General features: G+C 67.8%; 22 protein-coding genes. 9 read left to right on the forward strand and 13 right to left on the reverse strand.

Annotated elements, in window-relative coordinates:
* The 3 genes from AB0M65_RS00485 to AB0M65_RS00495 are packed head-to-tail and all read right to left on the reverse strand — an operon-like array spanning position 1 to position 2,592.
* A complete protein-coding gene (locus AB0M65_RS00485; protein WP_364019109.1) occupies positions 1 to 777 on the reverse strand; it encodes an ABC transporter permease in 777 nt (258 codons plus the stop codon).
* Positions 774 to 1,952: an ABC transporter ATP-binding protein gene (locus AB0M65_RS00490; protein WP_364019112.1), complete on the reverse strand. Its 1,179-nt coding sequence runs from the start codon at positions 1,950 to 1,952 to the stop codon at positions 774 to 776. The genes AB0M65_RS00485 and AB0M65_RS00490 overlap by 4 nt, the downstream gene beginning before the upstream one ends.
* The gene (locus AB0M65_RS00495; protein WP_364019261.1) at positions 1,945 to 2,592 is read right to left on the reverse strand and encodes an ABC transporter permease; all 648 of its coding nucleotides are present in this window, start codon (positions 2,590 to 2,592) and stop codon (positions 1,945 to 1,947) included. Before AB0M65_RS00495 ends, AB0M65_RS00490 begins: the two co-directional genes overlap by 8 nt.
* A 302-nt stretch (positions 2,593 to 2,894) precedes the next feature.
* On the opposite strand from AB0M65_RS00495, the gene AB0M65_RS00500 reads away from it, so the two are divergent.
* The 5 genes from AB0M65_RS00500 to AB0M65_RS00520 all read left to right on the forward strand — a co-directional run bounded on the left by AB0M65_RS00500 (position 2,895) and on the right by AB0M65_RS00520 (position 8,003).
* Entirely contained in the window at positions 2,895 to 3,380 is a 486-nt protein-coding gene (locus AB0M65_RS00500) for a hypothetical protein (RefSeq protein WP_364019264.1), read from the forward strand.
* Positions 3,381 to 3,449: 69 nt separating this feature from the next.
* Positions 3,450 to 4,217 (forward strand): YcnI family protein, encoded by a 768-nt coding sequence (locus AB0M65_RS00505; RefSeq protein ID WP_364019115.1) that lies wholly within the window; start codon positions 3,450 to 3,452, stop codon positions 4,215 to 4,217.
* A complete protein-coding gene (locus AB0M65_RS00510; RefSeq protein ID WP_364019118.1) occupies positions 4,218 to 4,781 on the forward strand; it encodes a copper resistance CopC family protein in 564 nt (187 codons plus the stop codon).
* Complete coding sequence (locus AB0M65_RS00515; protein ID WP_364019121.1) at positions 4,778 to 5,809, forward strand: CopD family protein; 1,032 nt, start codon at positions 4,778 to 4,780, stop codon at positions 5,807 to 5,809. Before AB0M65_RS00510 ends, AB0M65_RS00515 begins: the two co-directional genes overlap by 4 nt.
* Before the next feature lie 112 nt (positions 5,810 to 5,921).
* Complete coding sequence (locus tag AB0M65_RS00520) at positions 5,922 to 8,003, forward strand: tetratricopeptide repeat protein (RefSeq protein ID WP_364019124.1); 2,082 nt, start codon at positions 5,922 to 5,924, stop codon at positions 8,001 to 8,003.
* A 215-nt stretch (positions 8,004 to 8,218) separates the two neighbouring features.
* On the opposite strand, the gene AB0M65_RS00525 is transcribed toward AB0M65_RS00520, so the two are convergent.
* Together AB0M65_RS00525 and AB0M65_RS00530 are read right to left on the reverse strand one after the other, a co-directional pair.
* Positions 8,219 to 9,115 (reverse strand): aminoglycoside phosphotransferase family protein, encoded by an 897-nt coding sequence (locus tag AB0M65_RS00525; protein WP_364019127.1) that lies wholly within the window; start codon positions 9,113 to 9,115, stop codon positions 8,219 to 8,221.
* 25 nt (positions 9,116 to 9,140) lie between these two features.
* Positions 9,141 to 10,538: a helix-turn-helix transcriptional regulator gene (locus AB0M65_RS00530; RefSeq protein ID WP_364019129.1), complete on the reverse strand. Its 1,398-nt coding sequence runs from the start codon at positions 10,536 to 10,538 to the stop codon at positions 9,141 to 9,143.
* A 317-nt stretch (positions 10,539 to 10,855) separates the two neighbouring features.
* Between AB0M65_RS00530 and AB0M65_RS00535 the strand changes: the two genes are divergently transcribed.
* Positions 10,856 to 11,230 (forward strand): hypothetical protein, encoded by a 375-nt coding sequence (locus AB0M65_RS00535; RefSeq protein WP_364019267.1) that lies wholly within the window; start codon positions 10,856 to 10,858, stop codon positions 11,228 to 11,230.
* Positions 11,231 to 11,243: 13 nt separating this feature from the next.
* Positions 11,244 to 11,669: a hypothetical protein gene (locus AB0M65_RS00540; RefSeq protein WP_364019132.1), complete on the forward strand. Its 426-nt coding sequence runs from the start codon at positions 11,244 to 11,246 to the stop codon at positions 11,667 to 11,669.
* A 315-nt stretch (positions 11,670 to 11,984) separates the two neighbouring features.
* On the opposite strand, the gene AB0M65_RS00545 is transcribed toward AB0M65_RS00540, so the two are convergent.
* The gene (locus AB0M65_RS00545; RefSeq protein ID WP_364019135.1) at positions 11,985 to 13,241 is read right to left on the reverse strand and encodes an MFS transporter; all 1,257 of its coding nucleotides are present in this window, start codon (positions 13,239 to 13,241) and stop codon (positions 11,985 to 11,987) included.
* On the reverse strand, positions 13,234 to 14,556 hold the full coding sequence (locus tag AB0M65_RS00550; protein ID WP_364019137.1) for a GH1 family beta-glucosidase: 1,323 nt from the start codon (positions 14,554 to 14,556) through the stop codon (positions 13,234 to 13,236). The genes AB0M65_RS00545 and AB0M65_RS00550 overlap by 8 nt, the downstream gene beginning before the upstream one ends.
* Positions 14,557 to 14,696: 140 nt before the next feature.
* Between AB0M65_RS00550 and AB0M65_RS00555 the strand changes: the two genes are divergently transcribed.
* The gene (locus tag AB0M65_RS00555; protein WP_364019140.1) at positions 14,697 to 15,341 is read left to right on the forward strand and encodes a TetR family transcriptional regulator; all 645 of its coding nucleotides are present in this window, start codon (positions 14,697 to 14,699) and stop codon (positions 15,339 to 15,341) included.
* A 641-nt stretch (positions 15,342 to 15,982) separates the two neighbouring features.
* On the opposite strand, the gene AB0M65_RS00560 is transcribed toward AB0M65_RS00555, so the two are convergent.
* Positions 15,983 to 17,167 (reverse strand): amino acid deaminase/aldolase, encoded by a 1,185-nt coding sequence (locus AB0M65_RS00560; RefSeq protein ID WP_364019143.1) that lies wholly within the window; start codon positions 17,165 to 17,167, stop codon positions 15,983 to 15,985.
* Between the two features lie 104 nt (positions 17,168 to 17,271).
* On the opposite strand from AB0M65_RS00560, the gene AB0M65_RS00565 reads away from it, so the two are divergent.
* A complete protein-coding gene (locus tag AB0M65_RS00565; RefSeq protein ID WP_364019146.1) occupies positions 17,272 to 18,576 on the forward strand; it encodes a D-arabinono-1,4-lactone oxidase in 1,305 nt (434 codons plus the stop codon).
* Here the strand turns inward: AB0M65_RS00565 and AB0M65_RS00570 are convergent.
* From AB0M65_RS00570 to AB0M65_RS00590, 5 genes are all read right to left on the reverse strand, one after another.
* Positions 18,573 to 19,520, reverse strand: coding sequence for a ribose-phosphate diphosphokinase (locus AB0M65_RS00570; protein WP_364019149.1), 948 nt, complete (start codon positions 19,518 to 19,520; stop codon positions 18,573 to 18,575). The genes AB0M65_RS00565 and AB0M65_RS00570 overlap by 4 nt on opposite strands.
* Positions 19,521 to 19,620: 100 nt before the next feature.
* Positions 19,621 to 20,271 (reverse strand): NAD(P)H-binding protein, encoded by a 651-nt coding sequence (locus AB0M65_RS00575; RefSeq protein WP_364019152.1) that lies wholly within the window; start codon positions 20,269 to 20,271, stop codon positions 19,621 to 19,623.
* Positions 20,272 to 20,315: 44 nt separating this feature from the next.
* Positions 20,316 to 20,966 (reverse strand): hypothetical protein, encoded by a 651-nt coding sequence (locus tag AB0M65_RS00580; RefSeq protein ID WP_364019155.1) that lies wholly within the window; start codon positions 20,964 to 20,966, stop codon positions 20,316 to 20,318.
* Positions 20,967 to 21,359: 393 nt separating this feature from the next.
* Entirely contained in the window at positions 21,360 to 23,627 is a 2,268-nt protein-coding gene (locus AB0M65_RS00585) for a serine/threonine-protein kinase (RefSeq protein ID WP_364019158.1), read from the reverse strand.
* Positions 23,618 to 25,864, reverse strand: a complete 2,247-nt coding sequence (locus AB0M65_RS00590; protein ID WP_364019161.1) for a serine/threonine-protein kinase — start codon at positions 25,862 to 25,864, stop codon at positions 23,618 to 23,620. The genes AB0M65_RS00585 and AB0M65_RS00590 overlap by 10 nt, the downstream gene beginning before the upstream one ends.
* Between the last annotated feature and the right edge of the window lie 57 nt (positions 25,865 to 25,921).

Raw genomic sequence — 25,921 nt, forward strand, 5'->3', positions numbered from 1 at the left:
TCAGCGCAATCCCTTCGGTCCGAAGAACTGTTCCGCCACCGCGCCGAGCCAGTCCACCAGCAGTGCCAGTGCGACGGCGAGCACCGAGCCGGTGATCAGCACCTTCGTCAGGTTGAGCTTGTAGCCGGTGTCGATGAGCAGGCCGAAACCACCGGCGTTGACGAACATGCCGAACGTCGCCGTGCCGACCGCCAGCACCAGCGAGGTACGCAGACCGGCCAGGATCAGCGGGATGGCCAGCGGGAACTCGACCCGCCACAGCACGCCGGAGGCCGACATGCCGATGCCGCGGCCGGCGTCGATGAACGCCGGGTCGATCTGCTGCAGGCCGACCATCGTGTTCCGCAGCACCGGAAGCAGCGAGTAGAACGCCAGCGGCAGCGCCGCGACCCACAGCCCGCCGGTCGCGCCGGTGACGATGAACCACAGCACCAGCACACCGAGCGCGGGTGCGGCCTGGCCGATGTTCGCGACCGCCAGGAACACCGGCGCCGCCCACTTCGCGTACGGCCGGGTCACGAGCACGCCGAGCGGAACCGCCACGGCGACCACGATCGCGGTGACCACGATGGTCATCGCCAGATGGTCGCGCAACGCCGCGAGCAGCCCGGCGGCGTTGAGCGTCTCCTTCTCCGTCGCGGTCAGGTCGCTGGTGAACACCCAGATCAGCACGCCGACGACGATCAGCAGCACCACCGCGGGCTGGGCGAACAGCCGGACCCGTTCGGCACTTCTCGACGAGGACTCGGTGGAAAACCCGGTATCGACGGCCGTCATGCGGTCACCCCTTCCGCCGGGTTGTCGTCCGCGTGCTCCTCGCGCAGCTGCTGGATCGTCGCGATGACGGTGTCGAGCTCGATCGTCCCGGCGTACTCACCACGCGCGCCGGTCACCGGGACACTGCCGCCCTCGGCGAGCATGGCTTCGAGCGCGTCCTGCAGCGTCGACTGGAGGCTGACCGAGTCACGCAGTGGCTTGCCGGCGGTGGCCAGCGACGTCGCCGCGGTCAGCTCGCGGACATGCACCCACCGCATCGGACGGCGCCGCTGGTCGAGCACCAGCACGAAATGCTTGCGCTGCTGAGTCAGCTTCTCGCGGACGTCCGACGGCGATTCGCTCACCGCCGCCGTCAGCGCGTCCTGCTTCAGCTCGACGTCGCGGACCCGCAGCAGGGTCAGCTGCTTCAGCGAGGCGCCGGCACCGACGAAACCGGCGACCGTGTCGTCGGCCGGGTTCGCGAGGATCGCGTCCGGGGTGTCGTACTGGAGGATCTTCGACTGGTTGCCGAGCACCGCGATCTTGTCGCCGAGCTTCACGGCCTCGTCGAAATCGTGCGTGACGAAGACGATCGTCTTCTTCAGCTCGGTCTGCAGCCGCAGCAGTTCGTCCTGCAGGTTGCCGCGGGTGATCGGGTCGACCGCGCCGAACGGTTCGTCCATCAGCAGTACCGGCGGGTCCGCGGCGAGTGCCCGCGCGACGCCGACGCGCTGCTGCTGTCCACCGGAGAGCTGACGCGGGAAACGGTCGCGGAAGTCGATCGGGTCCAGCCCGACCAGGTCCATCATCTCCTCGACCCGGTCGTTGACCTTCTTCTTGTCCCAGCCGAGCAGCCCCGGCACCACCGCGATGTTCTGCGCGACGGTGAAATGCGGGAACAGCCCAGCCTGCTGGATCGCGTAGCCGATACGACGGCGCAGGGTGTCGACGTCGAGCTTCAGCGCGTCGTCACCGCCGATGGTGATCCGGCCGGACGTCGGCTCGATCAGCCGGTTGATCATCCGCATGGTGGTGGTCTTGCCGCAGCCGGACGGGCCGACGAACACCACGATCTTGCCCGCGGGCACCACCATCGAGAACTCGTCGACGGCGGGTTCGCGGGTGCCGGGGTAGCGCTTGGAGACGTTCTCCAGCTCGATTTCGACGCCGGATACGGTTTCAGGCTGCTCAGCCACGGACACCCCTCGAGACGGTCAAACGATTGATCAGGACGTAAACGGCGTCGAGGACCAGCGCGAGGACGACCACCCCGAGCGTCCCGGTGAGTGCCTGGTTGAGGGAGTTCGTGCTCCCCGCGTTGGTGAGGCCGGAGAAGACCTCCGAGCCGAGGCCCGGGCCCTTCGCGTAGGCCGCGATGACCGCGATACCCATGAGCATCTGCGTCGCGACCCGCATCCCGGCGAGGACCGCGGGCCAGGCGAGCCGCAGCTCGACCCTGGTCAGCACGCCGAACCGGCTCATGCCGATCCCGCGTGCCGCGTCGCTGACCGCCGGATCGACGCCGCTCAGCCCGACGATCGTGTTCCGCACGATCGGCAGCAGCGCGTAGAGCACCAGTGCGATGACGGTGGTGTTGGCGCCGAGGCCGAACACCGGGATGAGAAGGCCCAAGAGTGCGAAGGAGGGGACGGTGAGGATCGTGCTCGCGAGTGCCGTGGCCACCGCCGACCCGATCGGGCTGCGGTAGACCGCGACGCCGATCAGTACGCCGAGCACGGCGGCGAGGATGGTGCACTGCACGACCGCGCTGACGTGGAGAAGCCCTTGGAGGGCGAGTTTGTCCCACCGATCCGAGATGTACTCGAAGAGGTTCATCGCGTGCTGGTTCTCCCGCCGCCTCTGAGTGAGAGTCCTCACCCATTCGGAGTAGCTGTATCGGGAGCGTGACTACCCAGAACGCACGCGGTCAAACCCCGGTTTACCGCTTCTTTCCCGCAAACCTTCCCCATTCGGCCTAAATGGGCAAACGCACGCGCCGCCTGGGCAGCGTCTTTCTCACCGCTCAACCGCCGGGAGGAGATCGACCATCCGGCCGGACGTCGCATACCCTTTACCCCGTGAGCAAGGGCAGCCGGCACCGAAGCGCGTTACGCGTAGTGCGTGGTGGCTTGCTCGGCGTGAGTTCGGCGGCGCTGGCCGTGACCGCTCACGTGCTCGGGGACGGCGAAGTACCCGATACGGCGATGACGTTGTTGCTCACCGTCCTGATCGGCTGGAACACCGCCGCACTCGCCGCCAAGGCACGCGGCCCCCTCGCCACGATCGTCGACCTCGGCGCCGGTCAGATCGTGATGCACCTCGTGCTCAGCTCCCTGAGCAGCCACGAACTGACGCACGACGCACCCGTCTCGGGCGGGCTCGCGATGACGGTGGCGCACGTCGTCGCGACGCTGGTCACCGCGCTGCTGCTGGCCAAGGCCGACGGACTGCTGCTCGGCGTCCTCGCCTGCCTGCGCACGCTGGTCCCGTTCATCCTCAACGCGCTCCCGGTACCCGCCGCGACCCCGTCGCCGGTACTCGCCCGGCCGTCGGGCCCCGGCCACCTCGTCCGGGTCGACCTGCGCCGCGTCCACGGCAGGCGCGGCCCTCCGCTGTTCTCCTGAACCCAGCTCACCCCCATCGGTCCGGCGAGGTCCCCGCACCCGCCGTTTCACCCATGTTCAGGAGTATTCGTGTCCAAGCACGTCTTCAAGCGCGCCGGTTTCCTGGCCGCCGCCGTCGGTGTCACCGGCCTGCTGTCGGCCGGGATCGCCTCGGCCCACGTCACCGCCAACGTCTACGGCCCCCAGGTGTCGAAGGGCGGTTACGGCTCGATCTTCTTCCGCGTCCCCAACGAGGAGAAGGACGCCGGCACGGTCAAGGTCGAGGTCACCATCAAGCCCGAGTACGCCTTCGGGACCGTTCGCACCAAGCCGATCCCCGGCTGGACCGCCGAAGTGGTCAAATCCAAGCTGCCGAGCCCGGTGACCACCGCGTCCGGCACGCAGATCACCGAAGCCGTCACCAAGGTCTCCTGGACCGCGCAGCCCGGCACCAAAATCGCCGCCGGCTCGACCGAGTTCCAGGAGTTCCAGATCAGCGCGGGTGCCTTCCCTGCCACACTCGACACGGTGGAGTTCCCGGCCACCCAGACGTATGAGAACGGCAAGGTCGTCGAGTGGAACCAGCCGACCCCGGCCACCGGTGAAGAGCCGGAGCACCCCGCGCCGAGCGTGAAGCTTGCCGAGAAGAGCGAAGACGGCCACGGCGGCACCGACGCGAAGGCCGAAGAGTCGCACGCGGCGGCTTCGTCGTCCGACAACACCGCCCGCTGGCTCGGCGGCGCCGGCCTGGTCGTCGGCGCGCTCGGCCTCGGCGTCGGCGCCGGTGCCACCCTTCGCGCCCGCCGCGCCACGGCGGCGGCGTCCGCCAAGAACGGCAACACCGAGGGAACCGAATAGATGCGGAAAGCGCTTATCGCGCTGGCGATCACCGGGGTGGCGTGGCTCGCCACCGCCACCCCGGCGCTGGCGCACAACGTGCTGATCTCGTCCGACCCGGCCAAGGGGGCTTCGGTCGCCGCCGGTCCCGCGAAGATCACGCTCACGTTCGACCAGTACGTCGAGGCCGCGAACGTCAACCAGATCGCGGTCATCGGACCGGGCGGCGGACAGTGGGCCGAAGGCCAGGTCCAGGTCCGCGACAGCGTCGTCACCGTGCCGCTGCGGCCACTCGGCCCGGCGGGTGAGTACAAGATCGGCTACCGGATCCTGTCCGCCGACGGGCACTCCGTGACCGGCGAAGTCCCGTTCACGCTCACCGCCGCGGGCACCGGGACACCGGCGTCCGTCGACGCGGCCAAGAGTGGTGACGGCCAGCCGGCGACCACCCCGGCGACCGGCGGCGAACGTTCGTCCGGCGTGCCGATCTGGGTATGGATCGCCGGTGCCGTCGTCCTGCTCGCCGTCGGACTGACCGTCGCACTGCGCACCGGCGCGGGTGGCAAGGAGAAGAACGGGTCATGACACAGACCGAGACCACCTCGCGCGCCCGCGTCGCCGTCCTGTTCTGTGTGGTGACGGCGGGACTCGTCGGCGCACTGATCGGTATCGCACTGACGGCCACCGCCCCGGTGCCCGGGGTCGCGCAGGTCAGCGAGGCGGTCTCGGTCTCCATCCCGATCGTGCGGGTGCTGCTGGACATCTCGGCGGTCGCCACGATCGGGCTCGCGCTGCTTTCGGTGCTGGTCGGCTACGACCGGCCGAAACTTTCCGAGCCGATCATGCGTATCGCGCGGCCCGCGAACGTCGCGGCCGCACTGGTCTGGGCGACGACCGCCGTCGTCGCGCTGATCCTGCAGACCGCCGAGTACCGGCCCGGCTCCAGCACGCTGTCGATCTCCGACGTCGGCAGCTACATCGCCGACGTCGGCGCCGGGAAGGCACTGCTGATCGTCGCCGTACTGGCGTTGCTGCACGCGGGACTCGGCATCCTGGCGCTGAAGCACGGTGAAAAGGTGCCTGCCGAGGTCCGCGTCGGGCTCGGGTTGTTCGCGTTGCTGCCGCTGCCGGTCACCGGGCACGCGTCGAACTGGAACTACCACGACTACACGATGATCTCGATGGAACTGCACGTGATGAGCGCCGTCGCCTGGACCGGTGGGCTCGGCGCGATGACGGTGCTGCTCATCGGGAACCGGACACTGCTGGCGCACGCGCTGCCGCGATTCTCCAAACTGGCGACGCTGTGCCTGATCCTCGGCGCGGCGACCGGGCTGTTCAACGGGCTGATCGAGATCTCGCTCAACCCGTCGCTCGGGTTCTGGGAAGGCGTGTTCACCACACCGTACGGGCAACTGGTGCTGCTGAAACTGTTGTGTACCAGCGTGATCGCGGGACTCGGCGCGTACACGCGCTGGAAACTGATGCCGCGGATCATCCGGCACAACCGCACGGCGCTGGCCGCATGGGCGACGCTGGAACTGACCGTGATGGGGCTGGCGTTCGGATTCGCCGTCGTCCTCACGCGCGCCCCGGTCGTGCCGACGACCTAGCTGTTACGGGCTTTACTCCATCCGGCCGCATTCGGCCGGTTTCACTGTCCTCTCCGGACCTTGCCCGCGATGCTCTACGCGTCGCTGGGGTAACCCACAGAGGGGATGATCGATGGGCAGCCCGATGCCGGGTGAAAGTGAAGCCGCCACGCCGCGGTTACCGCGTCAGCGCTCCGCGGTCCGGCTTACCCGGCAGGTGAGTTCGGGTCCGCGTCAGCTGCCGCACACACCGGCGCACTTCACCAACCGCACCGCCGAACTCGGTCTGCTCGAAAACCTGCTGTCCGGGGAAACCGGCACGGGCGAGCATCCGGCGGTGCACCTGATCAGCGGACAGGGCGGGATCGGGAAGACGGCGCTGGCCACCGCTTGGGGACATCGCCTCGGCGACCGGTTCCCCGACGGACAGCTCTGGGCGGACCTCGGCGGGTTCAGCACCAACGGCCCGCTCACCGCGAGCGAGGCGCTCGGCCGGTTCCTCCGGGCGCTGGGTGTCCCGCCGGCGGGGCTGCCCGCGGACGTCGAGGAACTCGCCGCCCTCTACCGCACGACGACCGCCGACCGGCCACTGCTCGTACTGCTCGACAACGCGGGATCGACCGAACAGGTGCAGCCGCTGCTGCCCGCCAACGCGGAAAGCCTCGTGATCGTGACTTCGCGAAGACGTCTCGGCAGGCTCCAGACGGAGCATCGCGCGAAGCTGATCGAGCTGTCCCCCTTCGGTTCCGCGCACAGCGCCGAGCTGCTGCGACGTGCTGTCGGCACCGACCGGGTCGGCGCCGAAACCGACCACGCGCGGTCCATCGCCGAACTGTGCGGCGGCCTGCCGATCGCGCTCACCACGATCAGCTCCAAACTGGCCGCGCGGCCGAAAATGTCGCTGGAGAAGATCGCCAAGGAGCTGGGGAAGGAATATCGTCGACTGGCCACGCTCTCGACGAAAGAGGCGCAATCGGTGGAAGCCAGCTTCAACCTTTCCTATGACGAGCTCCCGTCGGACGCCGCTGCCTTGTACGCGGCGCTCGGCCTGCACCCCGGCCCCGACTTCGGCGTCGGCGTCGCGGCCGCGTCGATCGGCGTCCGCGAAGAGGTCGCCGACGACCTCCTCGACCAGCTCGTCGACGTCGGGCTGCTGATCGATCGCGGTGACGACCGGTACACGTTCCACGACCTCGCTCGCTTGCACGCCAAGGAAAAGACGGCGGGCAACGAGTACGACCGCGACATCGCCGTGCGCCGCATGCTCGAGTGGTACCTGACCGCGGCGTCCGCGACGGCCGGCCTGACCACACCCGACCAGGACGTGATCCCGTACCGCTACGAGTACCGGCCGTCGACCCCGGTCACGTTCGATTCCTCCGAAGAGGCGCTCGAATGGCTGGAGCTGGAACGCGAGAACCTCATCGCCGCGGTCGAAACGGCGCACGCGTGGCAGCTGCCGGAGCTCGGCTGGCAGCTCGCCGCCGCGATGTGGCCGCTTTTCCTGCTGCGCAAACACTATCCGGACTTTCTGCGGGTGAGCGAGATCGGCGTGCGCTGTGCGCGGGAGTGGGGCAACTCCTCCGCGCTGGCGCTGATGCACAACCGCAGCGGCGCCGCGAGCCGCGGCACCGGCCGTTACGACGAAGCCGTCGGACACTACGAGGCCGGTCGCGCCGCCGCGCGGGAGAGCGAAGACCACGTCGTCGAGATCCGCTCGGTGGAGGGTCTCGGGCTGGTCGCACTGCAACAGGGCAGGCTCGACGACGCGGTGAAGTGGTTCATCGAAGATCACGCGCTCAGTGAGCGCCAACAGCGCCCGCACGACGTCGGGCTGGCACTGATCAACCTCGGCGCGACGCGGGTCCGAACCGGGCAGCCCGAAACCGCGATCCAGGACCTCACCGGCGCTCGCGACGCTCTCGTTGGCGATGACTACAACGTGGCCCGCGCCCGGATCGAACTCGCGCGTGCCCTGACGGTCACCGGTGACCTCGCGGCCGCGCGCGCCGAACTCGGACCGGCCCGCGACACCATGGAAGCCGCCGGATCGCGGTTCGAGGTCGCGCGGACGCTGTACGCCTTCGGCGAGATCGCCGAAGCGGAGGGCGAATCCGAGGAAGCCCGGCGGTACTACGACCAGGCGCTGCCGATTTTCGTCGGCCTCGGCCGGCCCGAGGCCGACGCTCTGCGTGCTCGTCTGGCCGGACTCTGATCGCCGAAGGCACCGATCGGTGAACAACGGCCGGATGAACCGGCCAAGTCGAATAACAGAGCGTAGCTGCAACTTGCACATTTGGGGGAGCATTGCGCCAAGAGAAGTGATTAGCCGGGCCGAACTAGTCGCGGTTTGAGCGATGATTTCGGGCAAGCGACGAACGGTCATTCGCCGTCGGCGAATGCACGTGCAGGATTGCTTTTCCGAGTGACTCAGCGATACCGGTTCCACCGTGCGCCGGTGTGCCCGCTCCGAAGATCGTCCAACCGTTTTCGCAGCTCATCACGTACACCGGGGTGACTGCGGAGAATCGGGAGAACACTCGTGGTGAGCTTTAGTTCACGGATAGCGCGCAGTACCGAGAACCCGGACCACGTGGTCACGTCGAATCCATACCGCTCGGCGAACACGCGATAGCGGGCGGGTGGATCACCGAACCGTTCCCTGCCGACGGCGAGCGGTGTCAGATCCCATTCCGGCGGCCCGACGCAGGACGAATCGAAATCGCACAGCACCGGCCCGTCCGGCCCGGGGATCACATTCCCGCTGTGCGCGTCGCCGTGGACCAGACCACGAGGGAGCGGGAAGTCGAGCGCCGCAAGGGCCTCCTCGACCTCGGCGCAGCGCTCCAGCAGGAACCGCCGGTCGCCGGGGGACAGCTCCTCCGCGTCGGAAACCCTGGCACGCACCGCGGCGAACGGCGCCCATTCGGCGAGCCCGTCGGGCGGCTGGAGCGAGTGGACCCGGCGCAGGAGTACGGCGAGATCCGCGGACTTCGCCTTCCGGCCGGTCGACGGCACCTTCCACCACACCGTGACGAGATGCTCGCCGATCGCCAGGGGCTGGTCGAAGCCGGGAAGCAGCCGGATCGCCGGGACGTCGTGCCGTTCGAAGTGCCGGGCCACCCGCACGACCGTGCCGACGCGATGCCGCAGCAGCGTCGACCCGACGATCCGCACGACGAACGGCGCACTCGCCAGCTCGTAGACGGCGTTGTTGGTGAACCTCAGCAGCCGGGCGCCGTCGGGATCCACGCCGAGCAGCGCGCACGTCCGCCCGAGGGCGTCGTGTAGTTTGCCGGGCGTGAACCGGCCGTCCGGCCCTGGCAACCCGGAACCGGTCGGCTCAGGCGGCTCAGGCGGCGTAGAAGGCGTTGAGGCGGTCGGCGAGGTCACGGGCGTCGGCGTTGTTCCGGCGGCGGTCCGCCTCGACCTGCAACGGTCGCATCCGGTCCTTCACCCGCTCCGACTTGATGCCCTCGGCGCAGTCGACGGCCTTGGCCCCGACCTTGGCGCCATGATCGAGATCGCCTTCGAGCAGGTGATTCGTGGCCAATGCGCTGAGCATGAACGTCTTGCTGCGGGCCATGTCGTCGGTGTAGGACTCGACGGCCTTGGACAGCGCCGGGATCGCGTACTTCGTATGCTCGGTGTTCTTCGCCGCGAGCACGGTGTGGACGGTGCCGATCATGGCGTAGACGTCGGTCTCGGTGAAGAACTTGACCCAGGATTCGGCTTCGGCCAGGTTCGCGCGGGCGAACTCGTCCTTGCTCCGGCCCAGCAGTTTCGCGGCCTGATCCTCGTTACCCATCATCGCGTAAGCCCACGCTTCGTTGGCGCAGAGCACCGCGACCGCCAGTTCGGAGCCCGATTCCTGGGCGGCGATCTGACCGAGCTGGAACAGTTTCAGCGCGTCGTTCGGGGCGTCCTGATGCAGGTAGACACGGCCCATCCGGTACAGCACGTTGGCCACCAGCGGATGGCTGTCGCCTTGTTTCGCCAGGTCGAGCGCGTTCGCGAAATGACCGCGGGCGGAGTCCATGAGCCCGGTGTCGAAGGAGGTCCAGCCTGCCAGACTGTGCAGGTCGGCCAGTGCGACGTACAGCCGGTTCTTGACCGGTTCGGTGCCGTTGGACTCGAGCATCTGCTGTCCCCATGACAGCTGCGCGACCACGGCGTCGCGGCAGAAACCGCCGCCGTACTGGTAATCGAGGGACCGGAGCGCTCTGGTCGCGGCTTCCACCTGGCGGACGTCGGTCATGCCGATCCGGCCGGGGGCCGGCGTCTTCGCCGGTCCCGCCGACCACGTGCCCGATTCCGGACCGAATACCGCCGCGCCCATCGTGACCTGGGCGGCATGCGCGAGGAACCTCCGTCGTTTCACGGACTCGTCCTCCTCCGCCTGTCCGTCGGCAGCGCCGACGACCTTGATCGCTGTCGCCTCGTCGTAGGCGAGACCCATGTATCCCCGTGGGACACCAAGGCCGTCAGCGATGCGGGTGAGCACGTCGTACGCCATCACCTGGCGACCTTTGAGGATCTCGGACACCTCGGACTGCGACTGGCCGGTCATCGCGGCGATCTGGCGCTGCGAAATACCGTGCTTGCGCAACAGGCGATACACGGAAGAGATCTCCCGGGTGGCCAGTGCGGCTCGCATCTCCGGCTGCTCCCAGGCATCCGGCGGCACGGGGTGGCTCTGGCGGCTCGAGTCCGAGCCGGCGACAGCGCCGCCACCGATACTGGCGTCCATTGCGCCCCCTCACAGTTCCGTTGGGGTCTAGAAACAGCGTAGGCACACCTATTCAACCGTGTGAAACAGCGGAATGCCCGTCGTGATCGGCCCGGCAGAAGTCGTTTGACCGCTTACCGTGAAACCGTGCCCGGTCACCGCTGTGACGGCGGTTCGACCTTCTATCGAACTCGGTTTCACATCACTGTAGTTGTCAGATCTCCGTGACCGACCAGCCACCGGCAGCGATCACAGAGAGCTACCGAATCTCCGGACCTTTACCGGTGCGGATACGCGGATACGAAGACGACGTGGAACGAGAGAGCGGAGAAGAGCCAGTGGAGTTCGTGGACTCGATCGCAACAGGCTCCATCACCGCGGGACGGGCCGGTATGGCCACGCGCCACCTGCGTCCGGCCGGCGCGGCCGGTCAGCAGGCGGTCGCCGTCGCCCCCGGTGCCAACCGTCCGGTCTCCCCTTCCGCCCCGGTCGACCCCCGTACCGCGAGCGTGCGCCGTTATGAAGGCGGACAGCTGGTCTGGCGGGTGCAATGCGGCGATCTCATCAGCCGCGAGCGCGCCGTCACCGTGTTCGTCGAGGACAACCAGGTGGTGGTCGTTTCGCCGCCAGGAGAGACAGCGCGTCTGACGTCCGGCCAGCTCGGACAGCTCAGGGCGGCGCTCAACGAAGCCGCCAAAATGGCGGAAAGGTAACGGTGAGTTCTCCGTGGATCAGGTCCTAGGGCAAGTTCTCCGCAACGCGGTTTGGGAACGCCTCGACATGCTCTCCGATCTCGCGACCAGGGCCGACGCGCAGTCGCTCGTGTCGGTCGCCCGCTCCGAGCTCCCCCGCCTCACCGAAGGGTGGCGCGCCATGCTCCTGGCGCATGAGCCCGACGAACGCGGGGACTGCCCCACCTGCTCGACCCGCTGGCACAAGTGCAAGGCCCCCTGTTCGGTATGGCAGGTGGCGCACGAGCATCTGGTCGCCGGTGGCCTCGCCCCGCAGCAGACCGCGGCCACCCAGGATCACCGGCGGGAGAACCGCCGCCGTCTCCCCGGGCAGACCCGCGGCGCGAGCCCCGCCGAAACCACCGGCAGGCACGCGCTGGTCAACCCCCGTCGTCCAGCCATCGGCGGCGTGCACGCTTGAGAAGCCGGCGAGTGAACGTCGTCGCACCGGGCGCCCCCTCGGCAGCGACGCCGGAACTCGCCTTTGCCGGGAGCGGTTCGCGCGTACCCCCGAACGTCACGAGCCGCTCTCGGTAAGCACTCCGGTCCCCACCGCGATTAATCGAAGATTCTCGGCAGAACACCTAGCGAAGGCAGTAATCGGTCGCTAGGTTGATGATCACAAACGCAGCGCGAGAGCTCCTCGGAGACAAGCTGCCATCCCCCGAACCCCGCGGGCCGGTGCCGTTGCACTCCCCTCCCCCGACCGGCACCGGTCCGCGGTCTCCACGTTTCTCTAGTTGACGCCCTTCACCCGCGTGACCAGCACCGCGGCGAGGACGGTGGACAGCGCCGAAGCCGCGAACAGGCTCGGATACCCGCCAAGGTAAGCGAGGATCGGCGCGGTCAGCATCGGCGCCACCACCTGCGGCAGCGAGTTCGCGATGTTGATGACTCCGAGATCCTTCGCCCGGTCCTGTGCGGTGGGCAGCACCTGCGTGAGCATCGCCAGCGCGACGGCCATGTAGGCGCCGAAACCGACACCCAGCAACGGTGACGCCGCGAGCGCGGTCGTCCAGTTCTGCCAGCCGGCCAGCAGCAGTGCGGCGACGGCCATCACCGCCGCGGCCCCGAGGACGTAAGGCTTACGCCGTCCGGACTTGTCGGAGAAGTGGCCGGCGACGAGCGCGCCGACGATGAGCGCGGCGCCGTAGAGCCCCATCATGATCAGCAACCCGGTGTCCGGATCCTCGTAGTGCACGGCGTCCTTGAGGAAGAACAGCAAGTACAGCGTTCCGAAGGCGTTGCCGAGGTTGATCATGAAGTGACAGCCCCACGCCCAGGCGAAGTCCGGATGCTCACGCGGGGAGATCCACAGGTTCGACCACACGTCGCGGGCCCGGACCGACGGCCGGTACTCGACCGGCAAGCGGGCGTCCGGCGTGCGCAGGATGAACGCCGCCGCACCCACCAGCACGATGACCGCGCAGACCGCGTAACCAAGGGGCAGTCCGGCGAGGTCGAGCATCACCACGACCACCACCGCGCCGAGTACGGTCCCGAGCATCTGGGCGATCCCGACCAGCCCGCCGACCTGCGCGCGCTGGGGCACGGGCACCCGGTCGGCGATCGCGGAGACCAGCATCGCGAGCATGCCGTTGAGCCCGGCCTGTACCAGGCACCAGCCGAGCACCATGACCGTGATGTTCGGCGCGAACGCCAGCACCAGCAGGCCTGCCGCGGCGACGACCGCGCCGGCCGCCGTCCACGGATGACGGCGTCCACGGGCGGAACAGGTCCGGTCCGAGAGCAGGCCGACGGCCGGGTTGGCGATCAACGCGACGACCGCGCCGATCCCGGTCACCAAGCTGAAAACCGCCTCTTTATTGGCCGCGTCCAGGATTTCGGCCTGCTTCGGCAGCAGTACTTGAATGGGCGCGTAGACGCCGAGCCACAGTGCGATGTTCGCGAAGAACAGCAGGCTCATCCAGCCCGCGCGCACCTTGGCGACCGGCTCGGCGAGTGCTTCGGGAAGCTGCCCGACCTCACTCATCGCGGATCAGTTTCCGGTACCAGCCGAAGGAATCCTTCGGTGTCCGCTTCTGCGTCTCGTAGTCGATGTGCACCAGGCCGAAGCGTGGCTGGTAGCCCTTCGACCATTCGAAGTTGTCCATCAAGGACCAGACGAAGTACCCGCGGACGTCGACACCGGCGTCCATCGCTTCGCGCACCGCGACGAGGTGGCTGTCGAGGAAGTCGACGCGCTCCTGGTCGTGGACATGCCCGTCTTCGGCGACGACGTCGTCGAAGCTGCAGCCGTTTTCGGTGATGTAGACGGGCGGAAGGTGCTCGCGGTAGTGATCATGGAAGCCGACGAGGAGATCACGCAGCCCGTGCGGGACGATCGGCGAATCGTTGGTGGTCATCGGATATCCCTCGATCGCGCGAAGCTCGAAGGGCAGCGGGTTACCCTCACCGGCCGCGGCGACGCCCTGCGGCTCGTAGTAGTTCACCCCATAGAAGTCGAGCGGCTGGGCGATGGTGGGCAGGTCGTCGGCGAATCCCGCCGGGAGATGATTGACTACTTGTTCGGGATAACGGCCCAACAGCACGGGATCGGCGTACGTCCGGTTGATGAGGGCGTCGATCCATTCGCCGGCGGCCTTGTCCTCCGGTGAATCGGAGGCAGGCCAGATCGGCGAATGATTGTTGGCGGTGCCGACACTGCGGGCGCCGTTCGCGCGGAGGGCCTGGACGGCGAGACCGTGGGCGAGATTCTGGTGGTGCGCGGTGGGAAGGGCGCCGAGCAGGAGCGTCTTGCCAGGGGCGTACTCGCCGATCGCGTACCCGAAGATCGACATGACCATGGGCTCGTTGAGCGGGATCCACATTTTCACCCGATCGGAGAACCGCTCGCCCATGATGGCGGCGTACTCGCCGAAGCGCTCCGCGGTATCACGGGAGAGCCAGCCGCCCTTGTCCTCGAGCGCCTGCGGGAGGTCCCAGTGGAAGAGCGTCCCGGCCGGGGCGATCCCGGCGGCGCAGACCTCGTCGATGAGCTTGTCGTAAAACGCGAGGCCTTCGGCGTTGGGTTTCCCGTCGCCGTCGGGCTGGATCCTTGGCCAGGCAAAGGACATCCGGTAGGCGCCGACGCCGAGTTCGGCCATCAACGCGATGTCGTCGGAGTAGCGGTGGAAGTGATCGGCGGCTACCTTGGCGTCCTCCGCCCGCGCGATCTTTCCCTCCGTTTCGGTGAATGTGTCCCAAATGGACTGTCCTCGGCCACCCTCACCGACCGCTCCCTCGATCTGGAAGGCAGAGGTCGATACACCCCAAAGGAATTCGGACGGGAATGTCGGATTCTCCACCGGCTACGCACCTTCCTCGGGAAAACACGGCCTCGGAAACCTGGCCGAACATGAAAAGTTCTCAGATACTATGCCTTCACTCGACCGGGGGGAACCCTGTCGGCACGATAAAGTCGCAGATCAGCGAAGGAGGAGCCCGAGTGTCCGACATCCAGGCCGCGAAACCGCAGACGGAGACGACTCCGCTCCGGCGGCAGCCCGTCCAGCAACGCAGCGCCAAGCGGGTGGAGCAGATGCTCGACGCCAGCGCGCAGCTGATCGACGAACTCGGTTACGACGCACTGACCACCACACTGATCGCGAAACGCGCCGGGGTGGCGGTCGGGTCGCTGTACCAGTTCTTCCCCGACAAGCGGGCCGTGGTGCAGGCGCTGACCCAGCGGAACCTCGAACGGTTCATCAGCTCGGTATCCCAGACCCTGAACGAGCTCGCGCCCGAGCACTGGTGGGACGTCGTGGACTCGATCCTCGACATTTACCTCGCCATGCACCGGGAGGTCCCCGGTTTCTCGAAGGTCCACTTCGGTGACGTCGTGGACCGGCAACTCCTCGACGAGACCCGCGACAACAACGCCGTCATCGTCGACGCGCTCACCGACATCCTTTCGGCGCGGATCTCGTCGCCGCTGGACGACATCCGGTTCGCGCTGACGATCGCGAACGAGACGGCCGACGCGTTGCTGAAGCTGGCTTTCCGGCGGGACCCGCGTGGGGACGAGCGGATCGTGGCGGAGGCGAAGTCCGTGGTGAAGGGGTACCTGGCGAGCAAGTTCGGCGAGGCCTGAGCTTTGGGGGCTTTTGGCTTCGGGGCGCGGGGGCTCGCGCACTCGCGGTTAAGTACATGAAGGCCCCCTTGCTTGCGCCTAGGTACAGGAAGGGGGCCTTCATGTACTCCGGGCCGCTTGCGGAGGGCGCTTCGGGGCGCTTCGCCCGCTCCGGTCCACTATGGACTCGCGTCCTCGCTGTCCGGGCCCGTCCATGGTGCGAAGGGCACTTTCGCAACGTGGCCCTTCGCAGCACCCCTTGCCCGGCCACGCCGCAGCACCGACGTCACCTGTCCTGAAGGCCACCTTTGAGACGCTCAACGTCCCAAACCCGGCACTGGCTCCAGCACATGCGAAGGCCGCCTTCAGGGCATTGATCGCCCCGAAGGCGGCTTCCCGTCACCGATGGATCCCCCTACTCCATTCGTGCCCACCGGCGACCGAACAGCACACCTCACCAGTCACACAGCCCCCACCAGCCACGCTTCGGCCCACTCTGACCTGGCCTTACCAAGTTATCCACATAAGTTGTCCACACCCACCCACAGTTGTGGACAACCTCGCCGCTCACCCCGCCGATACCCCGTTCCCGACACCCCCTCCCGATACGCTGGTGCAGGGCACGCCCCCCAGGGATTGGGTGGGGGGTGGGGTCGCGCGGGTCAGCCGAAGTTTTGGTGTTCGCCTCGGTAGGTGGGGACGGTCCGGTCGACGCGGTCGCCGATGACGACGTGGTAGTGCGTGAAGCGTTCGGCGAGTTCGCCGGCTTTCGCGTGGCGGAGCCAGACGCGGTCGCCGAGCCGCAGGTGACGGGCCGCGTCGCCGGAGACGGGGGTCTGCACTTCGCCGGCGCCTTCGAAGCCGAGTAGCGAAAGACCTTCGGGCAGGTAGGGCGTCGGGAGTCGGGAAGCCTCTGCGGGGCCCGAAGCGATGTAGCCGCCGGAGAAGAGCGTCGCGACCTTCGGCGCGGGGCGCCGGACGACGGGGAGCGCGAAAAACGCGGCCGGGCGGGGTGAGAAGTGTGCGTAGCCGTCGAAAAGGGTGGGGCCGATCAGGCCAGAGCCCGCGGCGATTTCGGTGACGGCCGCTTCGGCACCGGTCGATTCGACGCTGCCGCTGCCGCCGCCGTTGACGAATTCGAGGTCCGCCAGTTTCCGCACGGCCTTCACCGCGGAGGCGCGGCGCTTCGCGATTTCCACAATGGACTTCCGCTGCATCCAGCCGACGACGGCGTTCTTGACGCCACCACCCGCGGCGTCGCCGAGCCCGGCGACCTGGCCTTCGTACGCCATCATCCCGACAAGCCGGAAACCCTTGCGGGACAAGATGGTTCGCGCCAGATCGGTGGCCTGCCGGGGACTGAACACCGGCGAGCGCCGGGTGCCGATGTGGATACCGGGCAGCGGCCGCCACGAAGCGTCGAGTTCGAGGCAGACGCGGATCTCGGGATGGTCCTTGCCGAGCGCGGCGTCGACCAGATCGAGGTGTTCCGGCGAATCGACCATGATCGAAATCGCCGCTCGCGCCCGGTCGTTCGCCGCCAGCCTCCGCAACGCGCCATGGTCGGCGGTCGGATAGGCGACAACGATGTCCTCGGTCGTCCCCTGCTCGGCGTGCCAAACGGCTTCGGCGAGCGAGTAGCACATAAGACCTTCGAAGCCGGGCCGCGCCAGCACCCGCTCCAGCAGGTACCGGCAGCGAACGGACTTGCTGACCACGCGGATCGGCTTACCGGCGGCCCGCCGCAGCAGGTCGGCGCCGTTCGCGTCGAACGCATCCAAGTCGACAACCGCGAACGGAGGATCCAGGTCCTTCGTCGCCAAGTCGTACACCGTCGCACTGGTCACCCGAACTAAGGTACGACAGAAGGGCTTGAAACGCGAATACTATTCACTTACTGTTTCGGCACTCGAACATCTCAAGGGCAGCAGTCCTACGGAAACGGTGGCTCATGACACGGTGGAGCAACTGGGCAGGCACCGCGACGGCGTCGCCGCTTCGCGTACATCGGCCGCGTGACACGGCCGGGATCGCCGAGGCGATCGGCCGGTCCGCCGCGGAAGGTCGCCGCCTGCGCCCCTGGGGCAGCGGCCACTCGTTCACGGCCATCGCCGCCGCCGACTCCGACGCCATGGATTTGACCGGCTGGACCGGCATCGCGACGGCCGACGTCGCGAAGGGCCTGGTCACGGTCCGAGCGGGCACCACGCTCAAGCAGCTCAACGCCGAACTCGACGCGCTCGGGCTGGCGATGACCAACCTCGGCGACATCGACGCACAGACCGTCGCGGGCGCGATCTCCACCGGTACCCACGGCACCGGCGCCCGGCTCGGCGGCATCGCCACCCAGATCACCGCACTCGAACTCGTCCTCGCCGACGGCACCGTGGTCACCTGTTCGGCGGGCGAGCGCCCCGACTTGTTCGCCGCCGCGAGGGTCGGCCTCGGCGCGCTCGGCGTCATCAGCACGGTCACTCTCCAGTGTGAGCCGTCGTTCCTGCTCTCCGCGCAGGAGCGGCCGGAACCACTCGAACAGGTTCTCGAAGGTTTCGACCAGTTCGCCGACGAAAACGACCACTTTGAGTTCTACTGGTTCCCCTACGGCAAGAACGCGCTGGTCAAACGCAACAACCGGCTCCCGGCGGGCAGCGAACACAAACCGCTGAGCAGGGTAAAGGAATTCGTCGACTACGAGATCACCGAGAACGTCGCGTTCGGCGGCCTCTGCCGTCTCGGCCGCGCGGTACCGAAACTCGTACAGCCGCTCGGCAAGTTCGCCTCGAACATCCTCTCCGCCCGCGAGTACAGCGATACGTCACATCGCGTCTTCGTGACCCATCGCGGCGTGCGGTTCGTCGAGTCGGAATTCGCGATCCCCCGCGAATCGCTGCTCGACGTCTTCGCCGAACTCCGCACGCTGGTGCCGAAGCTGGAGAACCCGGTCGCGTTCCCGGTGGAGGTGCGGGTCGCCGCCGCGGATGACATCTGGCTCTCGACCGCGAACGGCCGCGACTCCGCCTACATCGCGATCCACCAGTTCCTCGGCATGCCGTACCGCGAGTACTTCGCCGGATTCGCGGCCATCGTCGGCGAGGTCGGCGGCCGCCCGCACTGGGGCAAGATGCACGACCTCGACGCCGCGACCCTCCGCTCGCGTTACCCGCGGTTCGACGACTTCCAGCGGGTGCGCAAAGAGGTGGACCCGGCCGGGATCTTCGCGAACACCTACCTCGACCGGGTCCTCGGCACGATTTAGGCCGAGTCGAACAGCGCGCTGACCGACTCACCGTTGTGGATCCGCCGCATTGCTTCCGCCAGCGCGGGCGCGATCGAAAGGACCCGCAGCTTCGGGCTCTGCTCCTCGGGTGGAATCGGCACGGTGTTCGTGCAGACGACCTCCAGCACATCCGGCTGGCTGCCGATCCGTTCGAGCGCGCCGCTGGAGAACAGGCCGTGGGTACAGGCGACCCGGATCGAGCGCGGCTTCAGTTCCCGCAGCTTGTCGAGCAGTTCGAGCACCGTGCTGCCCTTGGCGATCTCGTCGTCGAGGACGATCACGTCGCGGCCGGTGATCTCGCCGATCACCGAGCTGATCTCGACCCTGTCGTCGGCGAAGCGCTGCTTCGCGCCGGCGGCGACCTGAACTCCGAGCAGCCGGGCGAAATGCGCTGCCTCCTTGGCGTTGCCGAGATCCGGCGAGACCACGGTCGTCGAGGAGAGATCGTACTGGCGGAAATGCTTGGCGAGCTCCCGCAACGCGTGCAGGTGGTCGACCGGAACGCTGAAGAAGCCGTGCACCTGCGGCGAATGCAGGGTCATCGCGAGGACGCGGTTGGCGCCGGCGGTCACCATCAGGTCGGCGACGAGACGGCCGCCGATCGAAATCCGCGGTGCGTCCTTTTTGTCCGAACGGGCGTACGAATAATGCGGCATGACGACGGTGATCCGCTTCGCCGACGCGCCACGGGCGGCGTCCAGCATCAGCAGTAGTTCGACGAGGTGTTCCTGCACCGGCCGCACCAGCGGCTGGATCAGGAAGACGTCGCGCTCGCGGCAGTTCGCCCCGAGCTGGACCTCCAGGCAGTCGTTGGCGAACCGCTGCACCCGCACGGGATGCAGCGGGACGCCCAGATGAGCACAGATCTCTTCGGCGAGCGCGGGATGTGCGCTACCGCTGAAAACCGCGATGTCCTCGCGCAAGGACCTACTCCGTTCAGTTAAAGACGGATTACGTCCACACACTAGTCGAGGTACTTTTTCCCGCCGAGGCTTCGTCCGGCAGAGATCGGCGCGGCGGTTTTCACAGCGCGGAAACAGCCTGAGAGATAGCAGTATCACCCGAGATCGTGGTGAGGATACGTCCCGCCGTCGACGGATGGTCGAGCAGCGCGACAAGGATCGCGGCGACGTCCTGCCGGGGAATGGGGCCACGCTCGGTGGATTCGGCGATCAGGATCTTGCCGGTGCCTTCGTCGTTGGTGAGCTGCCCGGGTCGCAGGATCGTCCAATCGAGATCCCGGGCACGCAGATCGTCCTCGGCCGCTTTCTTGGCTTTGAGGTACATCCGGAAATCGTCCGGTACGTCCGCGGTCTCCCAGATGTCGGCGTTGATGGAGCCGACCTGGATGTGCCGCCGCACGCCCGCCTGTTCGGAGGCCGCCGCGAACAGCGCGGCGGCCGCTCTGTCCACAGTGTCCTTGCGGTCGGTCCCGCTGCCAGGGCCGGCGCCTGCCGCGAAGATGGCGGCGTCGGCGCCTTCGAGCACCTTCGCCACGGCGTCCACATCGGACTTTTCGAGGTCGAGGACGACGGCTTCCGCACCGATCGCTTCGAGGTCGGCGACGTGATCGGGATTGCGTACGATCCCCACCGCCTGATCACCGCGCCCGGTGAGGAGTTTCTCCAGCTTCAGCGCGATCTGTCCGTGTCCACCGGCAATGACTACTCGCATGGACCTAGGACACCACAGCGGAGCGAAGCTTCTCCGTTGAGGGTCTACTCGACTTCGGCAGGGGCCTCGGTGGCGCGCAGCAGCTGGTCGTAGACGATCTCGTTGACCAGGCGCGAAACCGGGTCCTCGTCCAGGATCATGCGCTCGTTGTGACCCTCGAGGTCGAGGTCGGTCACCGCGTTGGGGTCGGCGCTGACGATGCCGAGCCCGTAGGCGCGGGCACGCGGCAGGCAGTTGCCGACGTAGTCCTCCGTCAGTACGGCTGGCGATGGGAGCACCATCGCGGCCTCGCCGTAACGTGCGAACGGGACCGCGGAGGCCATCGCGGTGCGCCAGTGCCGGGCGACCGCGAGGACACCGATGATCTCGGTGGCCGGCGCGGGTGCGGTCGCGGCCAGCTCTGGCCATGTCCAGGTGTCGACGGTGGCGCGATCGACGACGGGACCCATGCCCATCGCGATGCGCTCCGCGTGCACGTCGGTACGGAGCCGGGCGACCACGCAGATCTTGCGGCCGAGCACGGTGGTCTCCGGCAACACGATGCCGTTCCAGCCGAGCAGGACCGCGGCCTTGCGTGAAAGCTCTTCGACGCTCGCGGGCAGTTCGATCGGCGGCACCACCCGGCTCGGCAGTGACCGGCTGCGCTTCGCGCCACCGGCGACCGTCGAGCTCTCCATGTTCGGCGTAGCCGCCACGTTCCGCCTCCTTCGAACCTGGTTTCCCTAAGGCCCTGTTTGCGATGACTCCGTATACCCCGTGCCACCTCGGTGGAAGCGGCACATGAACTGTCTAACAGGGCAGGGAGGCGGCGGCGCCGGACAACGGGAGTGGCTGCGATCGGCGGCGCCTTGTCATCGGTGACCGGTCGGTAGGCGGTCGTCGGACTTCAGTCCGACCGTGCCGCCAACCGAGTGAGAGCGAGGTAAGTGGTGTTACCCGGCGTCTCCGAACGGTCACGGGTATGGACCGGCCGCCACCGAACACGGCGATGGCAACGGAAGTAAGCCCTTACTCCATTCAGCCCAGTGAATACCCATTCCACTGTGGACTTTCCATGGCCTCTCGGAGCGGGCTTTCGCAGGTCAAGGTCATCCGACCGTCGCGTTCCGGAGAAGATCTTCGACGCCCGGCGTCCGCCACTCGTCCATCACGACGATCTGCCTCTCCGCAAGGAACCAGATCCGCTGGGTCACCTGCGCGTCGCCGTCGCCACCGCTCTGTCCACGAGGAACACACTGGATCGTCCACTCCTCATAGGTCGCCATCGCGGTGCCGATCGGTGCGGTGGCGGAAACCTTCCGCTCGGCGTCACCCTCCTGGCGGAGGTCTTTACGACCGGCGGCGTTGCAGGCGCGGCCTCCCGCGCTACGGCGATAGAAGCCACCCGGCCGGTACGGCGGCTGTTCGGCCGACTGCTCGGTGTTGTCCGTGAGGAGGAAGTACTTGCAGTTGAAGTACTTCTTCGGGTCCGGGCAGCTCGAATCGACGATCACCTTCTCCAGCCCCTGCGAAACCGCCGTCCAGCCCGGCGGCAGGTGCAGGGTCAGCGCACCGGCCGAGACGTCGGTGTAGCCCTGAGGCGGCGGAGCGGTGGACGCCGAGCCCTTGACGGTCTTGCCGCCGGTCAGGCCCGCGACGAGTTCGGGTTTGAGCAGCTCGGACATCTTGTCGTACGGGAGTTTCATCGTCTGGACGCCGCAGGCGGTCTCGAAACCGAGGCGGTTGAAGTTGATCGTGAGCTCGACTTCGGCGGGGGTGAAGCTGGGGAACACCTTGAGTTCGCCGGGCCCGGCGAGGTCGGCGGGTTTGATCGGGATCCAGGTGGTGAGCCCGCAGCCCTGGTTGTGGTCGGGCCAGAGGAGATCGCTGAGCTTCGCCATCCCCTCGTCCGTGAATGTCCCGGGGCGGAAAAGGTCCGCGGGTGCGACCGGATTGCCGCTGGTGAGGTCGATCAGCACGACGGAACGACCCATGTTCCAAGTCGAATGTGGAGCGTTGTCGAGGCCGTGTTCGTAGCGGACCGAGAGGTAGCGCTCGTTCTGCATCCGGACGTCGACCTGGGTGTTGAGCACGTACGGGCCGCGTTCCGGCTCCAGTTTGGCGGCACCGGGTCCGGTCTCCCGGTTCCACGCGTCGATCGGCGCGGTCAAGGCGTCGTTGACCCGTTTCGACCAGGCCGCGTCGGGGCCGCCGGTCACCTCCGGGTACTGCCCGCGGAACTGGAGGGTCGTGCCGGGCACCGTCCCGGCCCTGGTTTTCATGGCGACCTTGAGCGCGACGGCCTGCTGTGTCGTCGGCGGTGGCTGAGGCGGGGTGCTCGGTTCGGAAAAAATCACGACGGAACCGACCACTGCGGCCGTCGCCGCGACGACACCGATGGCGATCTTCAGTCCGGCCGCGATGCCGCCGGTCGACGCGGCCACCGCACCCGTACCGGCGGCGGCGACCCCGGGCGCGGCGGCGGTCCCGGCGCCGAGCAGGGCCAACGGCGTCATCGCGGCGAGCAGGCCGGTCGCCTTCGCGAGCCGTGACCAGCCTTTGCGCTCCCAATCGTCGCCGTAGCCCGCGCGGGCGACGCGTTCCAGTTCGCCGACGAAGGTGAGTGCGTCGGCAGGCCGTTTCGAAGGGTCCTTCGCCATCCCCAGCGCGACGATCTCGTGCAGTGGCTCGGGTGCTTCGCCGAACGGGATGGGCGCGTGTTCGTGCAGCGTGCGGAGTACTTCGGTGTCGTCGGACTGATAAGGCCGGTGCCCGGCGACGCACTGGAAGAACACGCAGGTCGCGGCGTAGACGTCGGTGGCGGGGGTGGCCTGGCCGCCTGCCCACTGTTCGGGTGCCATGTACGCCGGGGTGCCGACGCTCGGGCCCCGTTCACCGGCAAGGACGGCCGTGCCGAAGTCGACCAGTTTGCTCTCGCCGGTGTCGGCGACCAGGACGTTGGCCGGTTTGTAATCCCGATGGACGACGTGGGCGGCGTGTGCCGCGGCCAGCCCGAGCAGCGAACCCTTCAGCACGGTGAGGGCGGCTTCGGGTTCGAGGGCGCCTTCCGCCTGTAGCACCGAGCGCAGCGAGACGCCGTTGATCGCCTCCATCACGATCGCGGCGCCCTGCGGTGTCTCGAAGAACTCGTACAGCCGGACGACGTGCGGGCTCGAAACCCGGTGCAGTGCCAGCGCCTCCTGCCGGAACGCGCTCAGATACGCCGGATCCGCGGCGAAGCGGGAGAAGAGGTACTTGATCGCGACGACGTGGCCGGTGCTGCCCTGGCGTGCCAGTACCACCCGGCCGAAGGTGCCCGTCCCCAGCTGTTCCAGTTCGGTGAAGCCGGGCAATCTCCACTCGTCGTTCAGTGCCACCGTGCCTCTTCCAGGATCTTGTCGAGTCCTGGAGTGTTCCATTCGTCGACGATCACGAGCTGCGTCTTCGGCAGGAACCACACCCGTTGGGTGACCGTCCCGCCGCCGGAACACGTCAGCCGCCATTCCTCGTACGCGGCCTTCTTCGTTCCGATGGGCCGAAGCTCCTTCATCTGCAAGACGGGTGAACCCTGCGTTTCGTTAGCTGCTCCGATCGAATGACACGCACGCGGACCTGTCGACCGGTTGTAAGGCTTGCCCGGTTCATACGCCGGAGTGGCCGGATCCACCCGCGAGTTGTCACTGAAGACGACACTCGCGCACTGGGCCGGCTGCGCCCCGCCGCCCGCGCACTGATCCGCCGTCACCAGGTAGCGCTCGGCGAACGCGCTGGTCAGCAGCGACCATTTCTCCGGCGTGGTGATGGTGAAGGCGCCGACGTCGTCCTCTTTGGTCCGTTGTCCCTGCGTGCCGCCGGACGAGAGGCCGAGCAGTTTGGTGACCGCGGGACTCATCAAGCCGGAAAGCCGGTCGTACGCGACGGTGACCTCCGTCGGATCGCAGACGCGCGGGTAACCGAGGGCGGAACCGTAGACGAAGAACCGCATCCCGTTCGCGGTGGGCGCCGCCTGCACGATGGAGTCGTAGTCGAAGGTGTAGCGCTCCGACATCGAGGTCGCCGGGAGGTGCTCGACGTCGTTCCGCGCGCCGGCGAGGCAGTCACCCGGTCTGGCCGCTTCGAGGATCCGGTCTTCCACCATCCGCATCCGCGAGGCGGTGCCGTCGACGTTGTCGAACAGGTGCGCGGTGGAGACCTGCTCGCCGGTCGTCAGGTCGATGACGATCGGGCGGATGCTGAAGCCGCCGTGGTTGCCGAACTGCACGGAGTCGATCGAGCGTTTGTAGACGACCGACACGAGCTTGTCGTCCTTGCGGAGGACCTCGGCCTCGGTCTTCATATGCGGGACGTCGCCGTCGGGTTCCTTCTGCGGCTGGTAGCTGTCCGGCCAGAAGTTCTCGAGCCAGGCGTCGATGGGTGCCATCAGCGCCTTGTTGGCCCGCTCCTCGGCGGCCTTGTCCTTCAGCCCGCTGATCCGGACGTACTTGCCGTTGTAGTCGTAGCCGTTGAGTTTCTCGTCGCGCGTGAGGAGGTCGACCTGCATCGCGGCGAGTGTCGTCGTCTGCGGGGGTGCTTCGTCGTCGCTATTGGCGTTGACCACCACAACCGTGCCGACGGCGGCCGCGGTGACGGCGGCGATCGCGGCGGTCACCTTGAGACCCAGCGCGATCCCGCCGCCGGTGGTGGCCGCGACACCACCCGCCGCGCCGCCCGCGATGACCGGCGCCGCGGCCGTTCCCGCGCCGAGCAGGGCCAGCGGCGACAGCGCGACCAGGACGCCGGCGCCCTTGGCGAGCCAATGCCAGCCGTTGCGCTCCCAGTCGTCGCCGTACGCCTTCCGCGCGGACGACTCCAGTTCGGCGACGAACTCGGCGGCGCCCGACGGACGCTGCTGGACGTCCTTCGCCATACCGCGTGCGATCAGGGCGCGGACCGGTTCGGGGACCTCGCCGAACGGGATCGGCGCGTATTCGTGCAGTGTGCGGAGCACTTCGGTCTGCTCGGCCTCGTACGGCCGGTGCCCGGCGACGCACTGGAAGAACACGCAGGTCGCGGCGTAGACGTCGGTGGCGGGCGTGGCGACCCCGCCTGCCCACTGCTCGGGCGCCATGTAGGCGGGGGTGCCCGCGGCGACGCCGGTCTGCCCGGAGAGCACGGCGATGCCGAAGTCGACGAGCTTGCTCTGCCCCTCACGGGTGACCAGGACGTTGGCGGGTTTGTAGTCGCGGTGGACGGTACCCGCGGCGTGCGCGCCGGCGAGTCCGAGCAGTGACCCCTTGAGGATGGCCAGCGCGGCTTCGGGTTCGAGCTTGTCCTGGCGGCCGAGGATCTCTTTCAGGGAGATCCCGTGAATTGCTTCCATGATGATGGCGGCACCTTGTGGGGTCTCCACGAATTGGTGCAGGCGGGCGATATGCGGCCCCGAAACGCGGCTCAGTACCTGTGCCTCATGGCGGAATTCGGCCAGCCGCCGCGGGTCGGCCGCGAACCGCGCGTACAGGTATTTGATGGCCACGACCTGGGCGGATTCGTCGTGCCGCGCCAGTACGACGCGGCCGAAACCGCCCTCGCCCAGCGCCCCCAGTTCGGTGAAACCCGGCAAGGCCCAGTCGTCCACAGATTCCTCCGCGATTCCCGATCGTGTGTGCTTGGAGGTGAGCTGCGCCGCAGCGGT

Source organism: Amycolatopsis sp. NPDC051071 (assembly GCF_040682875.1).
In the GTDB taxonomy this organism is placed as follows: domain Bacteria; phylum Actinomycetota; class Actinomycetes; order Mycobacteriales; family Pseudonocardiaceae; genus Amycolatopsis.

What these genes read in the sequence shown, in the direction of transcription:
- AB0M65_RS00575 (WP_364019152.1), bottom strand. Translation starts at nt 20,271, where the DNA reads ATGCGAGTAGTCATTGCCGGTGGACACGGACAGATCGCGCTGAAGCTG.
- AB0M65_RS00515 (WP_364019121.1), top strand. Translation starts at nt 4,778, where the DNA reads ATGACACAGACCGAGACCACCTCGCGCGCCCGCGTCGCCGTCCTGTTC.
- AB0M65_RS00510 (WP_364019118.1), top strand. Translation starts at nt 4,218, where the DNA reads ATGCGGAAAGCGCTTATCGCGCTGGCGATCACCGGGGTGGCGTGGCTC.
- AB0M65_RS00530 (WP_364019129.1), bottom strand. Translation starts at nt 10,538, where the DNA reads ATGGACGCCAGTATCGGTGGCGGCGCTGTCGCCGGCTCGGACTCGAGC.
- AB0M65_RS00495 (WP_364019261.1), bottom strand. Translation starts at nt 2,592, where the DNA reads ATGAACCTCTTCGAGTACATCTCGGATCGGTGGGACAAACTCGCCCTC.
- AB0M65_RS00520 (WP_364019124.1), top strand. Translation starts at nt 5,922, where the DNA reads ATGGGCAGCCCGATGCCGGGTGAAAGTGAAGCCGCCACGCCGCGGTTA.
- AB0M65_RS00545 (WP_364019135.1), bottom strand. Translation starts at nt 13,241, where the DNA reads ATGAGTGAGGTCGGGCAGCTTCCCGAAGCACTCGCCGAGCCGGTCGCC.
- AB0M65_RS00565 (WP_364019146.1), top strand. Translation starts at nt 17,272, where the DNA reads ATGACACGGTGGAGCAACTGGGCAGGCACCGCGACGGCGTCGCCGCTT.
- AB0M65_RS00485 (WP_364019109.1), bottom strand. Translation starts at nt 777, where the DNA reads ATGACGGCCGTCGATACCGGGTTTTCCACCGAGTCCTCGTCGAGAAGT.